Source organism: Bacillus sp. UNC41MFS5 (assembly GCF_000686805.1).
The window spans coordinates 536,011-551,585 of the sequence record NZ_KK366017.1 but is presented as its reverse complement, the minus strand read 5'-3'; the positions used below and the strand labels follow the sequence as shown (position 1 = coordinate 551,585).

At 37.2% G+C, this 15,575-nt stretch carries 17 protein-coding genes and 1 other annotated feature; all 17 genes read right to left on the bottom strand.

Annotation, left to right across the window (positions count from 1 at the left end; genetic code table 11):
* Positions 1-36 precede the first annotated feature (36 nt).
* Entirely contained in the window at positions 37-2,802 is a 2,766-nt protein-coding gene (gene ileS / locus BR30_RS0119125) for an isoleucine--tRNA ligase (RefSeq protein WP_026566393.1), read from the bottom strand.
* A gap of 74 nt (positions 2,803-2,876) precedes the next feature.
* Positions 2,877-3,118 (bottom strand) — a binding site (T-box leader).
* Positions 3,119-3,167: 49 nt separating this feature from the next.
* Positions 3,168-3,683: a DivIVA domain-containing protein gene (locus tag BR30_RS0119120; RefSeq protein ID WP_026566392.1), complete on the bottom strand. Its 516-nt coding sequence runs from the start codon at positions 3,681-3,683 to the stop codon at positions 3,168-3,170.
* 87 nt (positions 3,684-3,770) lie between these two features.
* Positions 3,771-4,547, bottom strand: a complete 777-nt coding sequence (locus tag BR30_RS0119110; RefSeq protein ID WP_026566391.1) for a YlmH family RNA-binding protein — start codon at positions 4,545-4,547, stop codon at positions 3,771-3,773.
* A gap of 30 nt (positions 4,548-4,577) precedes the next feature.
* Positions 4,578-4,844 (bottom strand): YggT family protein, encoded by a 267-nt coding sequence (locus tag BR30_RS0119105; protein ID WP_026566390.1) that lies wholly within the window; start codon positions 4,842-4,844, stop codon positions 4,578-4,580.
* A gap of 6 nt (positions 4,845-4,850) precedes the next feature.
* On the bottom strand, positions 4,851-5,312 hold the full coding sequence (locus BR30_RS0119100) for a cell division protein SepF (RefSeq protein ID WP_026566389.1): 462 nt from the start codon (positions 5,310-5,312) through the stop codon (positions 4,851-4,853).
* An 11-nt stretch (positions 5,313-5,323) separates the two neighbouring features.
* Positions 5,324-6,001: a YggS family pyridoxal phosphate-dependent enzyme gene (locus tag BR30_RS0119095; protein WP_026566388.1), complete on the bottom strand. Its 678-nt coding sequence runs from the start codon at positions 5,999-6,001 to the stop codon at positions 5,324-5,326.
* Positions 5,998-6,825, bottom strand: a complete 828-nt coding sequence (pgeF, locus tag BR30_RS0119090; RefSeq protein WP_026566387.1) for a peptidoglycan editing factor PgeF — start codon at positions 6,823-6,825, stop codon at positions 5,998-6,000. Before pgeF ends, BR30_RS0119095 begins: the two co-directional genes overlap by 4 nt.
* A gap of 69 nt (positions 6,826-6,894) precedes the next feature.
* A complete protein-coding gene (locus tag BR30_RS0119085) occupies positions 6,895-7,164 on the bottom strand; it encodes a YlmC/YmxH family sporulation protein (protein ID WP_026566386.1) in 270 nt (89 codons plus the stop codon).
* A 262-nt stretch (positions 7,165-7,426) separates the two neighbouring features.
* A complete protein-coding gene (sigG, locus tag BR30_RS0119080) occupies positions 7,427-8,206 on the bottom strand; it encodes an RNA polymerase sporulation sigma factor SigG (protein ID WP_026566385.1) in 780 nt (259 codons plus the stop codon).
* 161 nt (positions 8,207-8,367) lie between these two features.
* Positions 8,368-9,087, bottom strand: coding sequence for an RNA polymerase sporulation sigma factor SigE (gene sigE, locus BR30_RS0119075; RefSeq protein WP_026566384.1), 720 nt, complete (start codon positions 9,085-9,087; stop codon positions 8,368-8,370).
* 44 nt (positions 9,088-9,131) lie between these two features.
* On the bottom strand, positions 9,132-10,064 hold the full coding sequence (gene spoIIGA, locus BR30_RS0119070; protein ID WP_331280810.1) for a sigma-E processing peptidase SpoIIGA: 933 nt from the start codon (positions 10,062-10,064) through the stop codon (positions 9,132-9,134).
* Positions 10,065-10,292: 228 nt separating this feature from the next.
* The gene (gene ftsZ / locus BR30_RS0119065; RefSeq protein WP_026566382.1) at positions 10,293-11,429 is read right to left on the bottom strand and encodes a cell division protein FtsZ; all 1,137 of its coding nucleotides are present in this window, start codon (positions 11,427-11,429) and stop codon (positions 10,293-10,295) included.
* Between the two features lie 38 nt (positions 11,430-11,467).
* On the bottom strand, positions 11,468-12,766 hold the full coding sequence (gene ftsA / locus BR30_RS0119060) for a cell division protein FtsA (RefSeq protein ID WP_026566381.1): 1,299 nt from the start codon (positions 12,764-12,766) through the stop codon (positions 11,468-11,470).
* Between the two features lie 126 nt (positions 12,767-12,892).
* The gene (locus BR30_RS0119055; protein ID WP_026566380.1) at positions 12,893-13,255 is read right to left on the bottom strand and encodes a small basic family protein; all 363 of its coding nucleotides are present in this window, start codon (positions 13,253-13,255) and stop codon (positions 12,893-12,895) included.
* A complete protein-coding gene (locus BR30_RS0119050) occupies positions 13,255-13,986 on the bottom strand; it encodes a DUF881 domain-containing protein (RefSeq protein WP_026566379.1) in 732 nt (243 codons plus the stop codon). The genes BR30_RS0119055 and BR30_RS0119050 overlap by 1 nt, the downstream gene beginning before the upstream one ends.
* A 49-nt stretch (positions 13,987-14,035) precedes the next feature.
* Complete coding sequence (locus tag BR30_RS0119045) at positions 14,036-14,746, bottom strand: DUF881 domain-containing protein (RefSeq protein ID WP_026566378.1); 711 nt, start codon at positions 14,744-14,746, stop codon at positions 14,036-14,038.
* A complete protein-coding gene (locus BR30_RS0119040; RefSeq protein ID WP_026566377.1) occupies positions 14,721-15,512 on the bottom strand; it encodes a cell division protein FtsQ/DivIB in 792 nt (263 codons plus the stop codon). The genes BR30_RS0119045 and BR30_RS0119040 overlap by 26 nt, the downstream gene beginning before the upstream one ends.
* Between the last annotated feature and the right edge of the window lie 63 nt (positions 15,513-15,575).

The following is a 15,575-nucleotide window of genomic DNA, read 5'->3' as shown; positions in this document are numbered from 1 at the left end:
TTAAAAGCCCTATGCATCTGCATAGGGCTTTCATGATTAATTAAGAGTATAGTTAGCTTTTACTACCTCAGCACAACGCGGGCAAAGTGTTGGATGTTCTGGATCTTGACCTACTTCCGGTGTTACAATCCAGCAACGCTCACATGTTTCACCTTCTGCTTTTGTAATGACAATGGCTGCAGTTTCTAATTTAACTGCATTTTCAGGGGCTTCCTCGTAGGTTCCTGCCACTTCAAAGCCTGAGATAATAAAGAGCTGTTTCATATTTTCTTCAATCGAGTCTAATAACGCTTTTGATTTTTCGTTGACATAAAGCGTAACCTTGGCAGTTAACGACTTCCCAATCACTTTTTGATTACGTGCTTCCTCAAGAGCCTTTAACACATCATCACGAAGATTCATGAATTCAGTCCACTTTTCCTCTAAAGCCTGAGCATTTTTTAGTTCCTGATACTCAGGAAGATCTGTTAACTGAACACTTTCTTCAGTTGCATCTGGGATGAAATTCCACACTTCATCCGCAGTGTGTGAAAGGATCGGTGAAACTAATTTTGTTAAAGCAAGCAATGATTCATATAACACTGTCTGGATTGCACGTCGTTCATGATTATCTGTAGCCTCAATATAAAGAACATCTTTCGCAAAATCCAAATAAAATGAACTTAAATCAAGGGTGCAGAAATTATTAATCGCATGATAGATACCTGCGAATTCATAGTTTTCATAGGCATTGCGAACATTTTTAATCAACTTATTTAATTTAACGAGCATAAATTGGTCGACTTCGCGTAGATCTTCATATGCCACTTTTTTTGCTGGAGTAAAATCAGCTAAATTTCCTAATAAGAAACGGAAGGTGTTACGAATTTTACGATAAACCTCTGCGACCTGCTTCAAGATTGCGTCTGAAACACGAACATCTGCTTGATAATCAACAGAAGCAACCCAAAGGCGTAAAATATCTGCACCTAACTGATTCATTACTTTTGCAGGGACAACCACATTTCCGATGGACTTACTCATCTTCCTGCCTTCACCATCAAGTGCAAACCCGTGGCTTAATACACCTTTGTATGGTGCTTCACCTGTCACGGCTACAGCAGTAGATAATGACGAGTTAAACCAGCCGCGATACTGGTCCGAACCTTCAAGATAAAGATCAGCTGGTCGAACTAAATCATCTCTTTCTAGTAAAACAGCTTGATGGGAAGAACCTGAATCAAACCAAACATCCATGATATCTGTTTCCTTAGTAAAAATACCGTTTGGACTTCCTGGATGAGTAAAGCCAGCAGGTAGTAATTCTTTTGCCTCACGCTCAAACCATACATTCGAACCAAATTCACGGAATAAATCTGAAACATGATTAATTGTTTCATCTGTAATGATTTCTTCACCAGTTTCTGCGTAGAAAACAGGAATTGGTACTCCCCAGACACGTTGACGAGAAATACACCAGTCCCCTCGGTCACGAACCATATTAAATAATCGCGTCTCACCCCAAGCTGGAATCCATTTTGTTTCCTTCACTGCATCTAGTAATTCATTACGGAAATCTTTAATAGATGCAAACCATTGTGCTGTTGCTCGGTAGATTACCGGTTTTTTCGTTCTCCAATCGTGCGGATAGGAATGAGTAATAAACGAAAGTTTGAGCAATGCACCTGCATCTTCTAATGCTTGTGTGATTGGTTTATTTGCTTTATCATAAAATAATCCTTCAAAACCTGGCGCTTCACTCGTCATCACACCTTTATCATCGACAGGGCATAGGACATCTAAACCATATTTTTGGCCAACATAAAAGTCATCTTCCCCGTGACCAGGTGCTGTATGGACACAGCCAGTACCTGCATCTGTTGTTACATGTTCTCCTAACATCACCAATGATTCGCGACCATAAAGAGGGTGGACAGCTAAAATATGCTCTAAATCATTTCCTTTTACCTTTTTAACAACCGTTACTTCTTCCCAGCCAATTTCCTTCGAAACAGATTCGAGAAGAGCCTCAGCAACTAGATATTTGTTCCCATTTGCTGCAACCACAACATATGTTAGATCCGGATGAACGGAAATACCTAAATTCGCCGGAATTGTCCATGGAGTTGTTGTCCAGATAATAATTTGGGTGTCTGTATCTAGAACATTTTTCCCATCCTTCACCTTAAAGCCCACATAAATGGATGCGGATTTTTTGTCCTGGTATTCAATCTCAGCTTCAGCAAGTGCTGATTCACTGGATGGTGACCAATAGACAGGCTTGAGTCCTTTATAAATATAACCTTTCTTAGCCATTTCACCAAAGACTTTAATTTGTTGTGCTTCATAAGCCGGCTTTAGGGTAATATAAGGATTTTCCCAGTCACCGCGCACACCAAGACGTTTAAATTGTTCACGTTGATTATCAATTTGTTCGAGAGCATATTTTGTACAAAGTTGACGGAATTCTGCGACCGTCATTTCTTTACGTTTCACACCTTTATTCGTTAACGCTTGCTCAATTGGAAGACCATGTGTATCCCAGCCTGGTACGTATGGTGCATGGAAACCGCTCATTGACTTATAGCGGACAATCATATCTTTTAAAATTTTATTAAGGGCATGCCCCATATGGATGTCACCATTGGCATATGGAGGACCATCATGCAATACAAACATCGGACGTCCTTTGGTTCGTTCCTGAACTTTTTTGTAAATATTTAATTCTTCCCATTTCGCCTGAATCTCAGGCTCTCTTTGTGGAAGATTGCCACGCATCGGAAATTCAGTTTGTGGCATTAATAACGTATTTTTATACTCCATTTTTTCTTCCTCCTGTAATCCTCTTCATTTAACAGAATAGCCAATAGACAAATAAAAAAACCCTCTCATCCCAAAATAGGGACGAGAAGGTTTTATTCCCGCGGTACCACCCTGATAGATAGATCGAATCAAATCGTCTATCCTCTTTAGCATTCGTAACGTGAATTACACGCCTAAGCCTACTATCCTAAATAAGGAGGTTGGGCTATGGAACTCAAGGGTGATCTTCAATTTTTCAACTTTACCAGGCTTCCACCGCCCCCGGCTCGCTAAAAAAGTCATAGAAAAATTATACTGTCCCTATCATCGTCATTGACCATTCTTTATAACTGTTAAGAAATTATATGCTATAAAAACGCTTTTCGTCAAGCTAATGAATCTTCTTCTTCATGAACTTTTAGTTCTGTTGCATCTACCTCATATTCTAATAAATGATCCCAATCATCGGTATTCAACATATCAAGCTGGGCCTCAATCAACATCTTAAAACGTGTGCGGAATACTTTAGACTGCTTTTTTAAATCCTCGATTTCGAGAGCAATCTTCCTTGCTTTTGAAAGGGATTCATTGACAATCCGATCCGCATTTTTTTCCGCTTCCTTAATAATCAACTTCGCTTCCTTTTGCGCATTCCGTTTAACATCTTCACCTGCTTCTTGCGCAATGATGATTGATTTATTTAAAGTTTCTTCAATCGTAACAAAGTGACCAAGTCGTTCATTCATATCGTTCAAGCGTTCTTCTAATTCTTTTTTCTCTCTAAGTACTAATTCATAATCCTTGATAACCTGATCGAGAAACTCGTTTACTTCATCCTCATCATAACCTCTAAAACCCTTATTAAACTCCTTATTGTGAATATCCAACGGTGTTAACGGCATTAATGCCACCTCCATACAATCTCTAATTCTATATGTATATGCAAGAATTCGACATCATTCTTCGAATTTCCTTCTTTATTTTTGTAGTTATTTTTGTTTTCCGACATTTAGTCTCCATTTTTCTTTTTTTGTTTTCCCTTCAATGGCAAGAATTTTTGCTCGGCCACTTCCTCTAACAGAAATCATGTCACCCACACCGCATTCAAATGAGGGATTTTCAATTAATGTCCAATTCACCTTCACAAGTCCTTGTTGAATAAAAAGTTGTGATTTCTGCCGTGACACATGATAAATTCCTGAAATAACGGTATCAAGCCGCAGAGAAGATATCGTTAAATCACTTTCCACCAATTTTTCATTGGTGGGAAGTGCATTTTCTATATCCGTTTCAGTTAGTTTTACGCCTGCCCTGCCAATTGTTTCAACGTTATTTAATATATAGTCGCTAATATCCTTAGCAGCAAAAAATTGGCATTTCCCATCCATAATGATGATATCCCCAAACTTCCCCCGCTTCAGACCTAAGGACATAAGCGTTCCCAATATCTGTCGGTGTTCGATAGTAACAAACTTGGTTGGATAATGGATGTCGAAAAGGCTTATTTGAAATTCATCATGATTAATCGAAGTTAGATAATCTGGGAAAATTAGGGCTCTTTTTCGTTCTACATCCGTGCTGCCGCCAAAAAGCATATATTTTATCTCACCATGTTCACCAATTAGCATTTTTAGAATATGCTGCTCTCTTGGATCAAGGAAATCTGTTAATTTAGATGTATATTGGGTCTCAACATAATTCTTCCAATTTAACACCTGATCAATAAATTCTCGTTCTTCTGGACGAAAGTGCTGATAGATATTCATTTTTCAAAACACAACCTGGATTCAATATTCTTAAGCAACAAGAAAACGATAGACACTTGATAATCCACTTTGAGCAAAATTAAGAACAAGAAAGGCAACGATTGGAGAGATGTCCATCATACCAATCGGTGGAATGATTCGTCTAAATGGCTCTAAATATGGTTCACAAATTTTCGCAAAGAATTGTCCGATAGATGTCCCTCTAGCGTTTGGAAACCAAGACATTAAAATATATATAATTAAGGCATACGAATAAAGTTGTATTAGCTTCTGTAATAAACTAAAAACAAGTGCCATTAAGCATTACCACCTCGTATTTTGATTTTCAAAGTCAGGAATAAGTTCTGATATATTTCCTGACACCTCAACATTATCAGGTGTACATAAGAATATACTAAAACCAATCTTTTGAATGTCTCCACCAATTGCATAAACTGCACCACTTAGGAAATCGACAATTTGTCTACCCTGGTCACTATCAATTCGCTGCAGGTTTACGACTACTGCGCGGCGGTTTTTTAAATGATCGGCAATTTCAGCTGACTCAGAATAAGAGCGAGGCTCAACTAAAATTACTTTAGATGACTTTGTAGAATTGGTAGATTTTTGCACGGTTTGCAAGCTGACAACGTTTTGGTTCTTTACCATTGGTTGTTGCTTTTGTTTTACAGGTAGTGGTTCAACTACTTCTTGATAATCAGCTTTGTTATCATCATATTCATCATCCAAAAAGAAAAATGTTTTTAATTTTGATTTAATTGTCATGATTTTCTCTCCTAACCATCTTCACCAACAAGCGCAGTGCCTATTCTTACCATTGTAGCCCCTTCTTCAATAGCAATTTCAAAATCATTGGACATGCCCATCGAAAGTTCTGTGCAAGGAGCATAATCCAAATTTAAGGCTTGGACTTGTTTACGAAGTTCTCTTAATTTATGAAAACATTCACGTATTTGAGATTCATCATCAGTAAGTGGAGCCATTGTCATTAAACCTTCAACACTGATTTGTTCAAAGTTTCGAAGTGATTCAATAAAAGTTAGCACTTCTTCTGCATGTAAGCCATGCTTTGATTCTTCTCCAGAGACATTGACTTGTACCAAACATTTTACCTTATGTTCTGCCCGTTTATTAATTTCTTCTGCAAGAGAAATTCTGTCCAAAGAATGGATATACTCAACGATATTAACGATATTTTTTACTTTACGTGTCTGAAGTGAACCGATGTAATGCCAAACAGGCTTGTCCTTAAGTTCTTCCCACTTACGTAGAAGTCCCTCATCTCGATTCTCGCCTAAATTTATTATACCTGCTTGTAGTGCTTCATTTGCTCTCTCAGTACTAACATACTTCGTAACCGCTATCACCCTGACTTCTTCAGGGTTTCGCTTGACTCGAAGGCAGGCCTCATTGATTTGTTGTTTTATTATCTCGTATTTTTCTGCTACCCTCATAAACGTTCCATAGTCTCCTTCCAGCCCATAAAAGTTAACATTCTTCCTGTTTTCCCTTGGTCACGACGGTGGGAAAAAAACTCTTTATCACAACTAGAACAATAGTTAGTCAACTGGATATTGGTATCTGGTACACCAGACTTCATTAGTATTTGTCTATTTACTTCACGTAAATCTAAGGAATATTGGCCGTCTTTAATTAAATTATAGGGTAAAATTTCGACATCTTCTAGTGTATTTTCGACCAAGTTTATCACATACTTATCAACAATATAACATTTTTCACAAATGGATGGGCCAATTGTAACTAGAATCTGTTCTGGGTTAATTCCCTCTCTTTTCCACGCAATAATCATTTCCCTTGCAATTTGGCCTACGGTCCCTTTCCAGCCAGCATGGGCAACTCCAATCATTTTCGATTCAGGTGCAATAAAAAAAAGAGGGACACAGTCGGCATAGCAGAGTGTTAACAAGACGCCCTCCTCATTCGTATAAAAACCATCTGTATCTTTAATTGCATTTTCATAGGAATTGGAGCCTTTGCCACGGTCAAGCTTAGAAATTTTTTTAAGATGAATTCCATGTGTTTGTTCAGCTCCGACCCAGGTCTTTAGTGGAAATGTGAGCAAGTCTGAAACTTTTTCTCGGTTGGAACAAACATCGCGTTGATTATCACCAACGTGAAAACCAAGGTTAAGGGATTTGTAATCCCCCTTGCTTACCCCGCCATTATTAGTTGTTATTCCTGCAACTAAACCTGGATATTTGTTTACCCAATTTTCAATAGTTAAAAAGGATTGATTTTTTAAAACAAAGGGTTCCATTTTCATACCTCTTATGTTTTTTCTATAGTTTACCATGAAAAGAAAAATTGGTCACCGCATAAACAAGAGTTAAACTTCTGCTTCTTCCGTTATATTTTCTACACTGCCTTTATATCTGACCAAAATTACATCTTGACCTATTTTTAAAATATTCTTCCAAGGAATAACTATGTCGTCATCTTTACCAAAAAAGCCAAGTACTCTTCCGCTGCCGCTAATCACGACTGCTTCAATCTTTCCTGTTGTTAAATTTATCTCAATATCACCAATATTTCCAAGCCTTTTTCCATCTGCTACATTAACCACATCTTTTATTTGAAACTCAGAAATTTTTACCATCTTTTCTCACTCCCGGTTTTATTTCTATAAAATATATGTTTACTCTAAGACTTTTAGTAAGGCTCTTTTCGTAAACTTTGTTGCTTTTGGAACTTAATAAGGGTCAAGAACTTAAGTTTGTAGGCAATTTTCGCAAAAGTTTTCACGAAAAGATGCCACGAACCCAATTGTTTTACTTGTAGATGGACTTTTACGAAAAACAATATTCTTTGCGAAAATAACCATTAGTAAAAGGAATAAAAAAAAGCTGCCCTAGGGCAGCCTAACTTTGGATATTTTTATTCATTTGTCTTATCGCAGCTTTTTCTAACCGAGAAACCTGTGCTTGGGAAATCCCAATTTCATCTGCGACCTCCATTTGTGTTTTACCTTGAAAGAATCGTTTTCGTAAAATTAACTTTTCTCGATCATTTAGCCTACGCATTCCTTCTTTTAATGCAATTTCTTCAATCCAATGGATATCTTTATTTTTTTCATCGCTTAATTGGTCCATTACATAAATTGGGTCGCCGCCATCATTATAAATTGGCTCGAAAAGGGACACTGGGTCCTGAATGGCATCAAGGGCGAAAACGATTTCTTCATGTGGAACTTCTAAGACCTTCGCAATTTCTTCCGCGGTCGGTTCCCTTGAAGTTTCGCTCATCAATCGCTCTCTTACCTGAAGGGCTTTATAGGCAATATCCCTCAAGGATCTAGAAACGCGAATTGGATTATTGTCACGCAAGTACCTTCGAATTTCACCAATAATCATCGGAACCGCATAGGTTGAAAACTTCACGTTTTGGCCCAAATCAAAGTTATCGATAGATTTCATCAGCCCAATACAGCCAACTTGAAACAAGTCGTCAACAAACTCGCCTCTATTGTTAAAACGTTGAATGACACTTAATACGAGTCGTAAATTACCGTTGACGAGCTTTTCTCTGGCATAAATATCGCCCTCTTGCATTTGCTTGAAGAGTATTCTCATTTCTTCGTTTTTTAAGACAGGAAGTTTTGCTGTGTCCACACCGCAAATTTCAACTTTATTTCGAGTCAATCCTTTTCCCTCCTCACAGGAGTTGCTGTACAAAAAACAGTATCTCCTTGAGAAGGAAAAATATGCACTTATCCACGATGGTGGACAAGTGCATATTTGTCGAAAAATGCAATTTAGCCAAGAAATTCTTAGGTTTTTTAATGGAAAAATTTTTTTCTTCTCTACACCATTTTATTAAATTCTTTTCGTAACCTTTTTATAATTCTTTTTTCTAAGCGAGAAATATACGATTGGGATATTCCTAGCATGTCAGCTACGTCTTTTTGAGTTTTTTCTTCTCCATTTGTAAGGCCAAATCGGAGTTCCATAATTTGTTTTTCACGGTCAGTCAGTTGATGAAGTGCTTTTGTCAGGAGCTTGCGGTCCACATTGGCTTCTAAGTCCTTCGTAATAATATCATCATCCGTTCCTAGAACGTCAGATAATAATAGTTCATTCCCATCCCAATCAATGTTTAAGGGTTCATCAAAAGATACTTCTGACCTGATTTTATTATTGCGCCTTAAGTACATGAGAATCTCATTTTCGATACATCTTGAGGCATATGTAGCAAGTTTTATCTTTTTCTCAGGATTAAAAGTATTGACGGCTTTAATTAATCCAATGGTTCCGATACTAATTAAATCTTCGATATTAATCCCGGTATTCTCGAATTTTCTAGCAATGTAAACAACCAGACGAAGATTTCGTTCAATTAATATTGACCTCGCCGCTTTATCACCACCAGGTAATTTTTTCAGCAGCATCTCTTCTTCATCTTTGCTTAAAGGAGGCGGTAAGGCCTCACTACCACCAATATAATAAACTTCATCTGTTTTCAAACCCAATTTCATTAATAGTTTATACCAGTAATAGGATAGGCGAAGCCTCCATTTTTTCATGTGTGTTCCTCCTTCTAAAATATGTTTTTCTGAGTATAGTAATACTAACTCACCTTAATGGTTTTCATTTGCTGCTTAGGACCTGTGAGCATCTTCGGATGAACAATACATTGAAATGCATCTTCGCTTGAGAGTTGCTTTGTTGTAAAGGAAACAAGACCTTTTTCACATAAATATTGAGTATCTTTATGTTCAATAAAAATGTTTTCTGGTTTTACAGCAATAATAAGTTGATGCTCTTGTCCAATCACACGAGTAGGTATAATCCTGACCCTATTTTGCCATTCATCTGGAAGGTCTCCACTGCCATTGATAAGTAATTCTGGGTCATCGGCAAGTTTTCTTATTGATTCTGAAATCGTTTCTAGTTGGTTCTTAATGGAAACAAACATCACTGGAAGCTTTGATAATGGATCATAAAGTTGATTCCCGCTATCCACTAATCCTTTAAAGGTAAGGGTTTCGTTATTTATATTGACTCTGACTTTAACAATTTGATCAAATTGAATTTTTGTCATCTCCATGCTTTCAACATTTTTTCTTGAGAAGTGCCAAGCGACGGGAAATCCAATTAGAACGAATAACCAGCTTATCGGATCGCCAAACCCTTTTGTACTGGATACGAGGACCTTGGTGGTTAATTCAGAATCATACTGTATAAAATAATGGGTCCCCATTAATGCCCCGCCAATTAAAAAGGTGGACACATAAAGTGTCATTAACGCCTTAAAGAAAAAAGTCATCCGCTTATAGCCAAAAGTTATTAACACCATTAGGATTGAACATATGAATTTTGATATGGGATGGCTTGTATAGACATTTAATGGCGTAAATGATAATAAAATTATCAATGAACCAATAAATCCTCCAGCAGCTAGTCTCCCTATTTTAATTTCTCTTTTTAGAAAAATAGCTGTTAAATATAGAAGCAGACTATCAAATAATAAATTTAGAGCCCAGATCACATCTAAATAAATAGTTACCAGCTTCCTCTCTATAAATTTATCAGCTTTTCCTTTCTGTTTACGAAAAAGTATAACGTACTTGTATGGCTGAAGTGTGTCACTTTGTGTAATCAAAAAAACAGAAATTTCCACTATTCACAACGTATTTTGTCAGATGGATTTTGTCATACATTTTTATTTAAAACATACAAAAGACACGACCCAAAACAGGCCGTGTCTTTTGTATAATTATTCACTTTTTTACCTTCTACGATTGCGGTTCCGTAAGAAAGTTGGAATATCTAATGTTTCTTCTTGGGAAACTTGTGTATGGCGGACAGGCTCTTGCTGAACCTCTTCGCGTTTTGGCTGTTCTCTTTTAACATTACCCATCTGTGGCTTAGCCTGTCCAAAAGTAGGACGGGTAGCTTTTGGCTGGATGGTTTCTTCTTTAAATCCTGTTGCAATGACAGTAACAATAATTTCATCTTTAAGAGTTTCATTGATAACAGAACCAAAAATCATATTTACTTCCTGATCAGAAGCGGTTGCTACGATATCGGCAGCTTCTTGTACTTCATAAAGACTTAAGTTTGTACCGCCTGTAATGTTCATTAATACACCTTGTGCCCCATCAATGGATGTTTCTAATAGTGGAGAACTAATCGCTTTCTTTGCAGCTTCTGCGGCACGGTTTTCACCAGCAGATACACCAATACCCATTAAGGCAGAACCCTTATTAGACATGATTGTTTTAACATCAGCAAAGTCCAAGTTAATAAGACCAGGTACAGCAATTAAATCTGAAATACCTTGTACACCCTGACGAAGTACATTATCTGCTTCACGGAATGCTTCCAGCATTGGCGTACTTTTATCAACGATTTCTAGTAGACGATCGTTAGGAATCACGATAAGTGTATCGACCGCATCTTTCATCGCACCAATTCCACCTGAAGCTTGGCCTGACCGCTTTTTACCTTCAAATGTGAACGGACGTGTAACTACACCAACAGTTAATGCACCTAAATCACGAGCAATTTGGGCAATAACTGGTGCTGCACCTGTACCTGTACCTCCGCCCATTCCTGCAGTAACAAATACCATGTCCGCGCCACTTAATGCTGCTTCCAATTGTTCTTTACTTTCTTCAGCAGCTTTCTTTCCAACATCTGGATTAGCACCTGCTCCTAGTCCACGGGTCAGTTTAGCACCAATTTGCATCTTAACTTCTGCTTTGGAAAGATTTAGTGCTTGAGCATCAGTATTTACAGCGATAAATTCTACTCCTTGAACGCCATGTTCAATCATTCGATTTACCGCGTTATTGCCGCCGCCGCCAACACCGATTACTTTTATAGTTGCAAGAGAATCTAAATTTGTATCAAATTCTAACATGACAATCCTCCTAATTCGTCGATTTCTTTTCGATTAGCCTACTCGAAAAAGTAACCAAGGAATTTTTTTACTTTTGATGACATCTTTTCTTCCGGATGTTTTTCTACTTTTTGTTGTTTAGGTTGTTGATGTTGTTTAGGTGCTCTCTTTTCGGCAGGTTCAGAAATGGTTGAAGAACCAACGTGTCCACCTGGTAATCTTGCATTCTTGTAAGCATACTTAATTAAACCAACCGCTGTGGTATATTGAGGTTCTCTAACACCAATATAATCAGGCACGGCAATGCGGACTCGATTTTGAAGAATTACTTGAGCAAGCTCTAGGACACCTTGCATATTTGCAATTCCACCAGTTAATACATAACCACCCGGTAGGTCACTATATCCTAAGCGTTTCATTTCATGCAGTACTAGTTCAAAAATCTCTTCCATTCTCGCTTCAATAACATCAGAAATTTCTAGCTGATTAAATTGTTGATGCTGATCACTGCCAATGATTGGTACACTGAACACTTCATCTTCTGACGCTTCGTCATAGAATGCATGTCCATGTTTTATTTTTATTTTTTCTGCATCTTCTGTCGAGGTCCGTAGGCCTACAGAAATATCTTTTGTAATATAGTCTCCGCCAATCGGAATAACACTTGTTTGTGAAATAAAACCTTCCTCGAAAACAGCTATCGTAGTTGATCCGCCACCAAGATCGATGAGAGCGACACCGAGGTTTTTCTCATCTTTTGAAAGTGCATAATCACCTGCTGCCAACGGCTGTAGAACAATATCCACTATTTCTAGACCGGCACGTTCAACACATCGAAGGGTATTAATGATAATCGATTTGGAGCCAGTAATAAGTGTACCATCCATTTCCAAACGAACCCCTATCATACCGCGGGGGTCGTTAATTTCATCTTTACCATCAAGGATAAATTGTTTTCGGATAACTCCGATGTTTTCTCTTTCAGGCGGTATCGAACCAACGTGTGATGCTTCAATGACACGAATGACGTCTTCATTCGTAATCTCTCTATTTTGGCTGGAAACAGCTACAATACCATGACAATGTTGAAGCATGACATTGTTACCTGAAATGCCAACCACCACATCCCTGATTTCCATCCCAATCATTCTTTCTGCCTGCTCTATCGCCCTTCTAATCGAATGAACGGTGTCGTCCATATCAACAATTGAACCTTTGCGTAATCCTTCGGATTTCACATTTCCAACACCAATTATATTTAATGAGTCTTTACCCGAGTCATTGACCATTTCACCAATGATTACTTTCACACTGGATGTACCGATGTCAAGACTAACATATATTTCATTGCTGTTCATTCTTTGGCACCTCCTTTAGATTTCCTTAAGTTGAACAACAACTATATTTTTTTTGTTCAATAAAAGTTCAGTATACATATCATATAAAATTATTCGTCACAACTAAATGATTCCCTTTAAAAAAATTCAATTTTTTTCTACTTTTTCTTTGTTCGTTGACCATTTTGTCAATAATATTCGCCTTATTACGGCAATATTCTGAAACAATCTGACACCAAACGCGAAAACTGCCGCTAAATATAAGTCTACACCAAGATTAACACCGAGAAAAGCTAAACTTGCAGCAAGTATAATATTAAAAAAGAACCCTGATACAAACACTTTTTCATCATATATATTTTGCAGGTATGCCCTGATCCCACCGAAAAGAGTGTCGAATGCCGCTAAGACAGCAATCGACAAATAATTGGAATATTCTTCAGGAATACGTATTTCTGTTAATAGCCCAAGAATAATTCCAATTATTAATCCTATAAATGGAAGCCACATTAAGAATCGCCTCCTTCTTTTGTCGGTTCCATGTAGCGGATGCGTATGGAATCATCGTAGGCTGGTACCGTTAAGTTCGGAATTGGTTTTGAAATCGAAAGTCTTAGATTTTCAATAAAGAATTCTTCCGTTGCTTTTGATACTTTCATCCGATTATATAATTTTTCAGCTGTAGAGTTATCATCTACACCTACAACAACTTCTATTGGCAACCTTTCAATCGTATGCCCATCAATTTTTGTTTCCATATTGATATCGCGAATTACAGTGGTATTAATAATTCTCTTCCCATCAATTGCTACATATTTCGCTTCGTACATATTCAATTCGTTTAGCAATCTTGTTAAAAGTTCAGGTGGAATAACTCTATTAACAGGTGTACCAGTTTCAATTTCTTCGATTACTGGTTCAATCTTTAATTTAATACCAGGAACAGTAATTTCAGACAGTCCTGCTTCAAGCTTTAATTCCGTTAATGTATCACTTAAGGCTTGTTCCTTGCTTTGTTTTCGTTTAGATTCATAGGCTGCCAGTTTTTCTTCATTTGACCGAATTTCACTTAATAAGTTGGATTGAAGTTCTTTTTCTTTTAATATTGCATCACGAAGTTGCCATATATCACGAGTATCACGTTCAACAGGCTTTTTTACTGTTTGAAACTGGATAGCAATCATGAATCCTACTAAGACTGCAATCAAAGTAAAACTTAAATTTATTTTTTTCTTGTCCACTTTTTTCACCTAACCTTTTAAATTATCATATCGTGGACATTACTCAAGACTAACTTCCTAGGATGGGATCTAGAACAATTTCATCATCTTTTTCCAAAGTAAAAACAATATTATCGTTTACTAACTGATCTTTCACCCCTCCTATAAGATTTATGGATGAAGAGAGAACTTCAGGATCTCCGATTGCTGAAATTATGAAGGGGGCTGGATGCTCAATTCCATCAACAGTAATAACTGGTCCATTACAAATAATATAAGAATGGCTTGTCAGCCTTTGTCCATTTATGGCAACTGCTGCTGCCCCAGATATATAAAGCTCGTTTACGACTTTAAATACATGATGTTCATGGACAAGATAATTATTGATATTATCCTCTTTCGGGTCGTAAGCACCATCCGTCAGTGTAATCTTGACTCCTTTACCTTTAACCTTCACTTTCCCCAAGAACATTCGATATTTCTCAGCATCTTCAGCGAGATTCTCATAAACCTCTGCTTCTTTAGAAAGATCTTTCTCATTTTTAAGAACCAAGTCTTGTTTTTGATTTAATTCCTTTTGCAGTTCACGATTACTTTTTTCTTCGCTAATTAATTGGTTTCGAAGTGCAAGGGTCTGTTCCCACTGTCCATCAGAAACATTGGGGTTCCCTTTGTTCATTTCCATTTGTGTTAAATGATAGGAAAAGGCAATCAAAAATCCTAATACAAGGCAGACCAGGGACAAAACAACATGCTTACCCTTCACCCTTATCTTGCTCAACTTCTTTTTCCTCCACTTCGGTGTCAAAAGCCTTAAAATACGTTCCTACTTCTAGGTCAATGATTCCCTTTTTGTTGGGATCAATTTGAGAGATAATTGAGGGATAATGTACCATTTTTTCCGAGAAACTTCTTAATGTGGCACTCACCTCAAATCCATCATTCATAAATAAGGAAATATGATATTGATCAGTTTTTTTCGGAGTATAATGGATTTCAGAGATAGAGTTTGATATTTCACTAGGAAGTTTTTCTAACTCTTTTACCATTTGATTGAGGGCTGCACCTTCTTTAAACTCGAATAAAATTGGAGAATTTACAGGAATTTTCTTTGCTGCTTTTTCGTTCAATATTTTCCCATTCTCCATAATTGGTAAAAATTTATTTGCTTTTTTTAGATAAGCAATTCTTTTATGTTCTTTTACTTGGATGACCACTGTATTTGGCCAATGAGTCTTGATGGTAACTGTCTTTATCTCAGATAGACGCTTTATTCTCGATGCCGTTTCATCCGTTTTGATTTTCCAAATATTCGTATTATTCGAAAGGCCGCTCTGACTGATCAATTCCGTATCAGAATACACACCATTTCCTTTTATCGTTATCGTCTTTACATGGCTTAAAGGTGATTGTGAATAGGCGATAACTACTATCATTGTAAAAAACAGAATTAACAGGAGTACAAGGCGTCTGTTTGCTTTTCTTCGTCTTTGCTCCTTTAGCTTAGGAATACGGTCCTCGAGAGCTACAATTTTACCTTTTTCCATTTAAAATTCCTCCACATAAAAAGCAGCTGCTCTAAAATAAGTAGACTAAGCCTGTCCAACATT

Bases quoted from the DNA above. Each gene is read 5' to 3' on its own strand.
- BR30_RS0119040 (WP_026566377.1), bottom strand. From the start codon at position 15,512: ATGGAAAAAGGTAAAATTGTAGCTCTCGAGGACCGTATTCCTAAGCTA.
- BR30_RS0119105 (WP_026566390.1), bottom strand. From the start codon at position 4,844: ATGGCACTTGTTTTTAGTTTATTACAGAAGCTAATACAACTTTATTCG.
- BR30_RS0119110 (WP_026566391.1), bottom strand. From the start codon at position 4,547: ATGAATATCTATCAGCACTTTCGTCCAGAAGAACGAGAATTTATTGAT.
- BR30_RS0119095 (WP_026566388.1), bottom strand. From the start codon at position 6,001: ATGAGGGTAGCAGAAAAATACGAGATAATAAAACAACAAATCAATGAG.
- ftsZ (WP_026566382.1), bottom strand. From the start codon at position 11,429: ATGTTAGAATTTGATACAAATTTAGATTCTCTTGCAACTATAAAAGTA.
- BR30_RS0119120 (WP_026566392.1), bottom strand. From the start codon at position 3,683: ATGCCGTTAACACCGTTGGATATTCACAATAAGGAGTTTAATAAGGGT.
- ileS (WP_026566393.1), bottom strand. From the start codon at position 2,802: ATGGAGTATAAAAATACGTTATTAATGCCACAAACTGAATTTCCGATG.
- BR30_RS0119100 (WP_026566389.1), bottom strand. From the start codon at position 5,312: ATGACAATTAAATCAAAATTAAAAACATTTTTCTTTTTGGATGATGAA.
- ftsA (WP_026566381.1), bottom strand. From the start codon at position 12,766: ATGAACAGCAATGAAATATATGTTAGTCTTGACATCGGTACATCCAGT.
- BR30_RS0119085 (WP_026566386.1), bottom strand. From the start codon at position 7,164: ATGGTAAAAATTTCTGAGTTTCAAATAAAAGATGTGGTTAATGTAGCA.
- sigE (WP_026566384.1), bottom strand. From the start codon at position 9,087: ATGAAAAAATGGAGGCTTCGCCTATCCTATTACTGGTATAAACTATTA.
- pgeF (WP_026566387.1), bottom strand. From the start codon at position 6,825: ATGGAACCCTTTGTTTTAAAAAATCAATCCTTTTTAACTATTGAAAAT.
- BR30_RS0119055 (WP_026566380.1), bottom strand. From the start codon at position 13,255: ATGTGGCTTCCATTTATAGGATTAATAATTGGAATTATTCTTGGGCTA.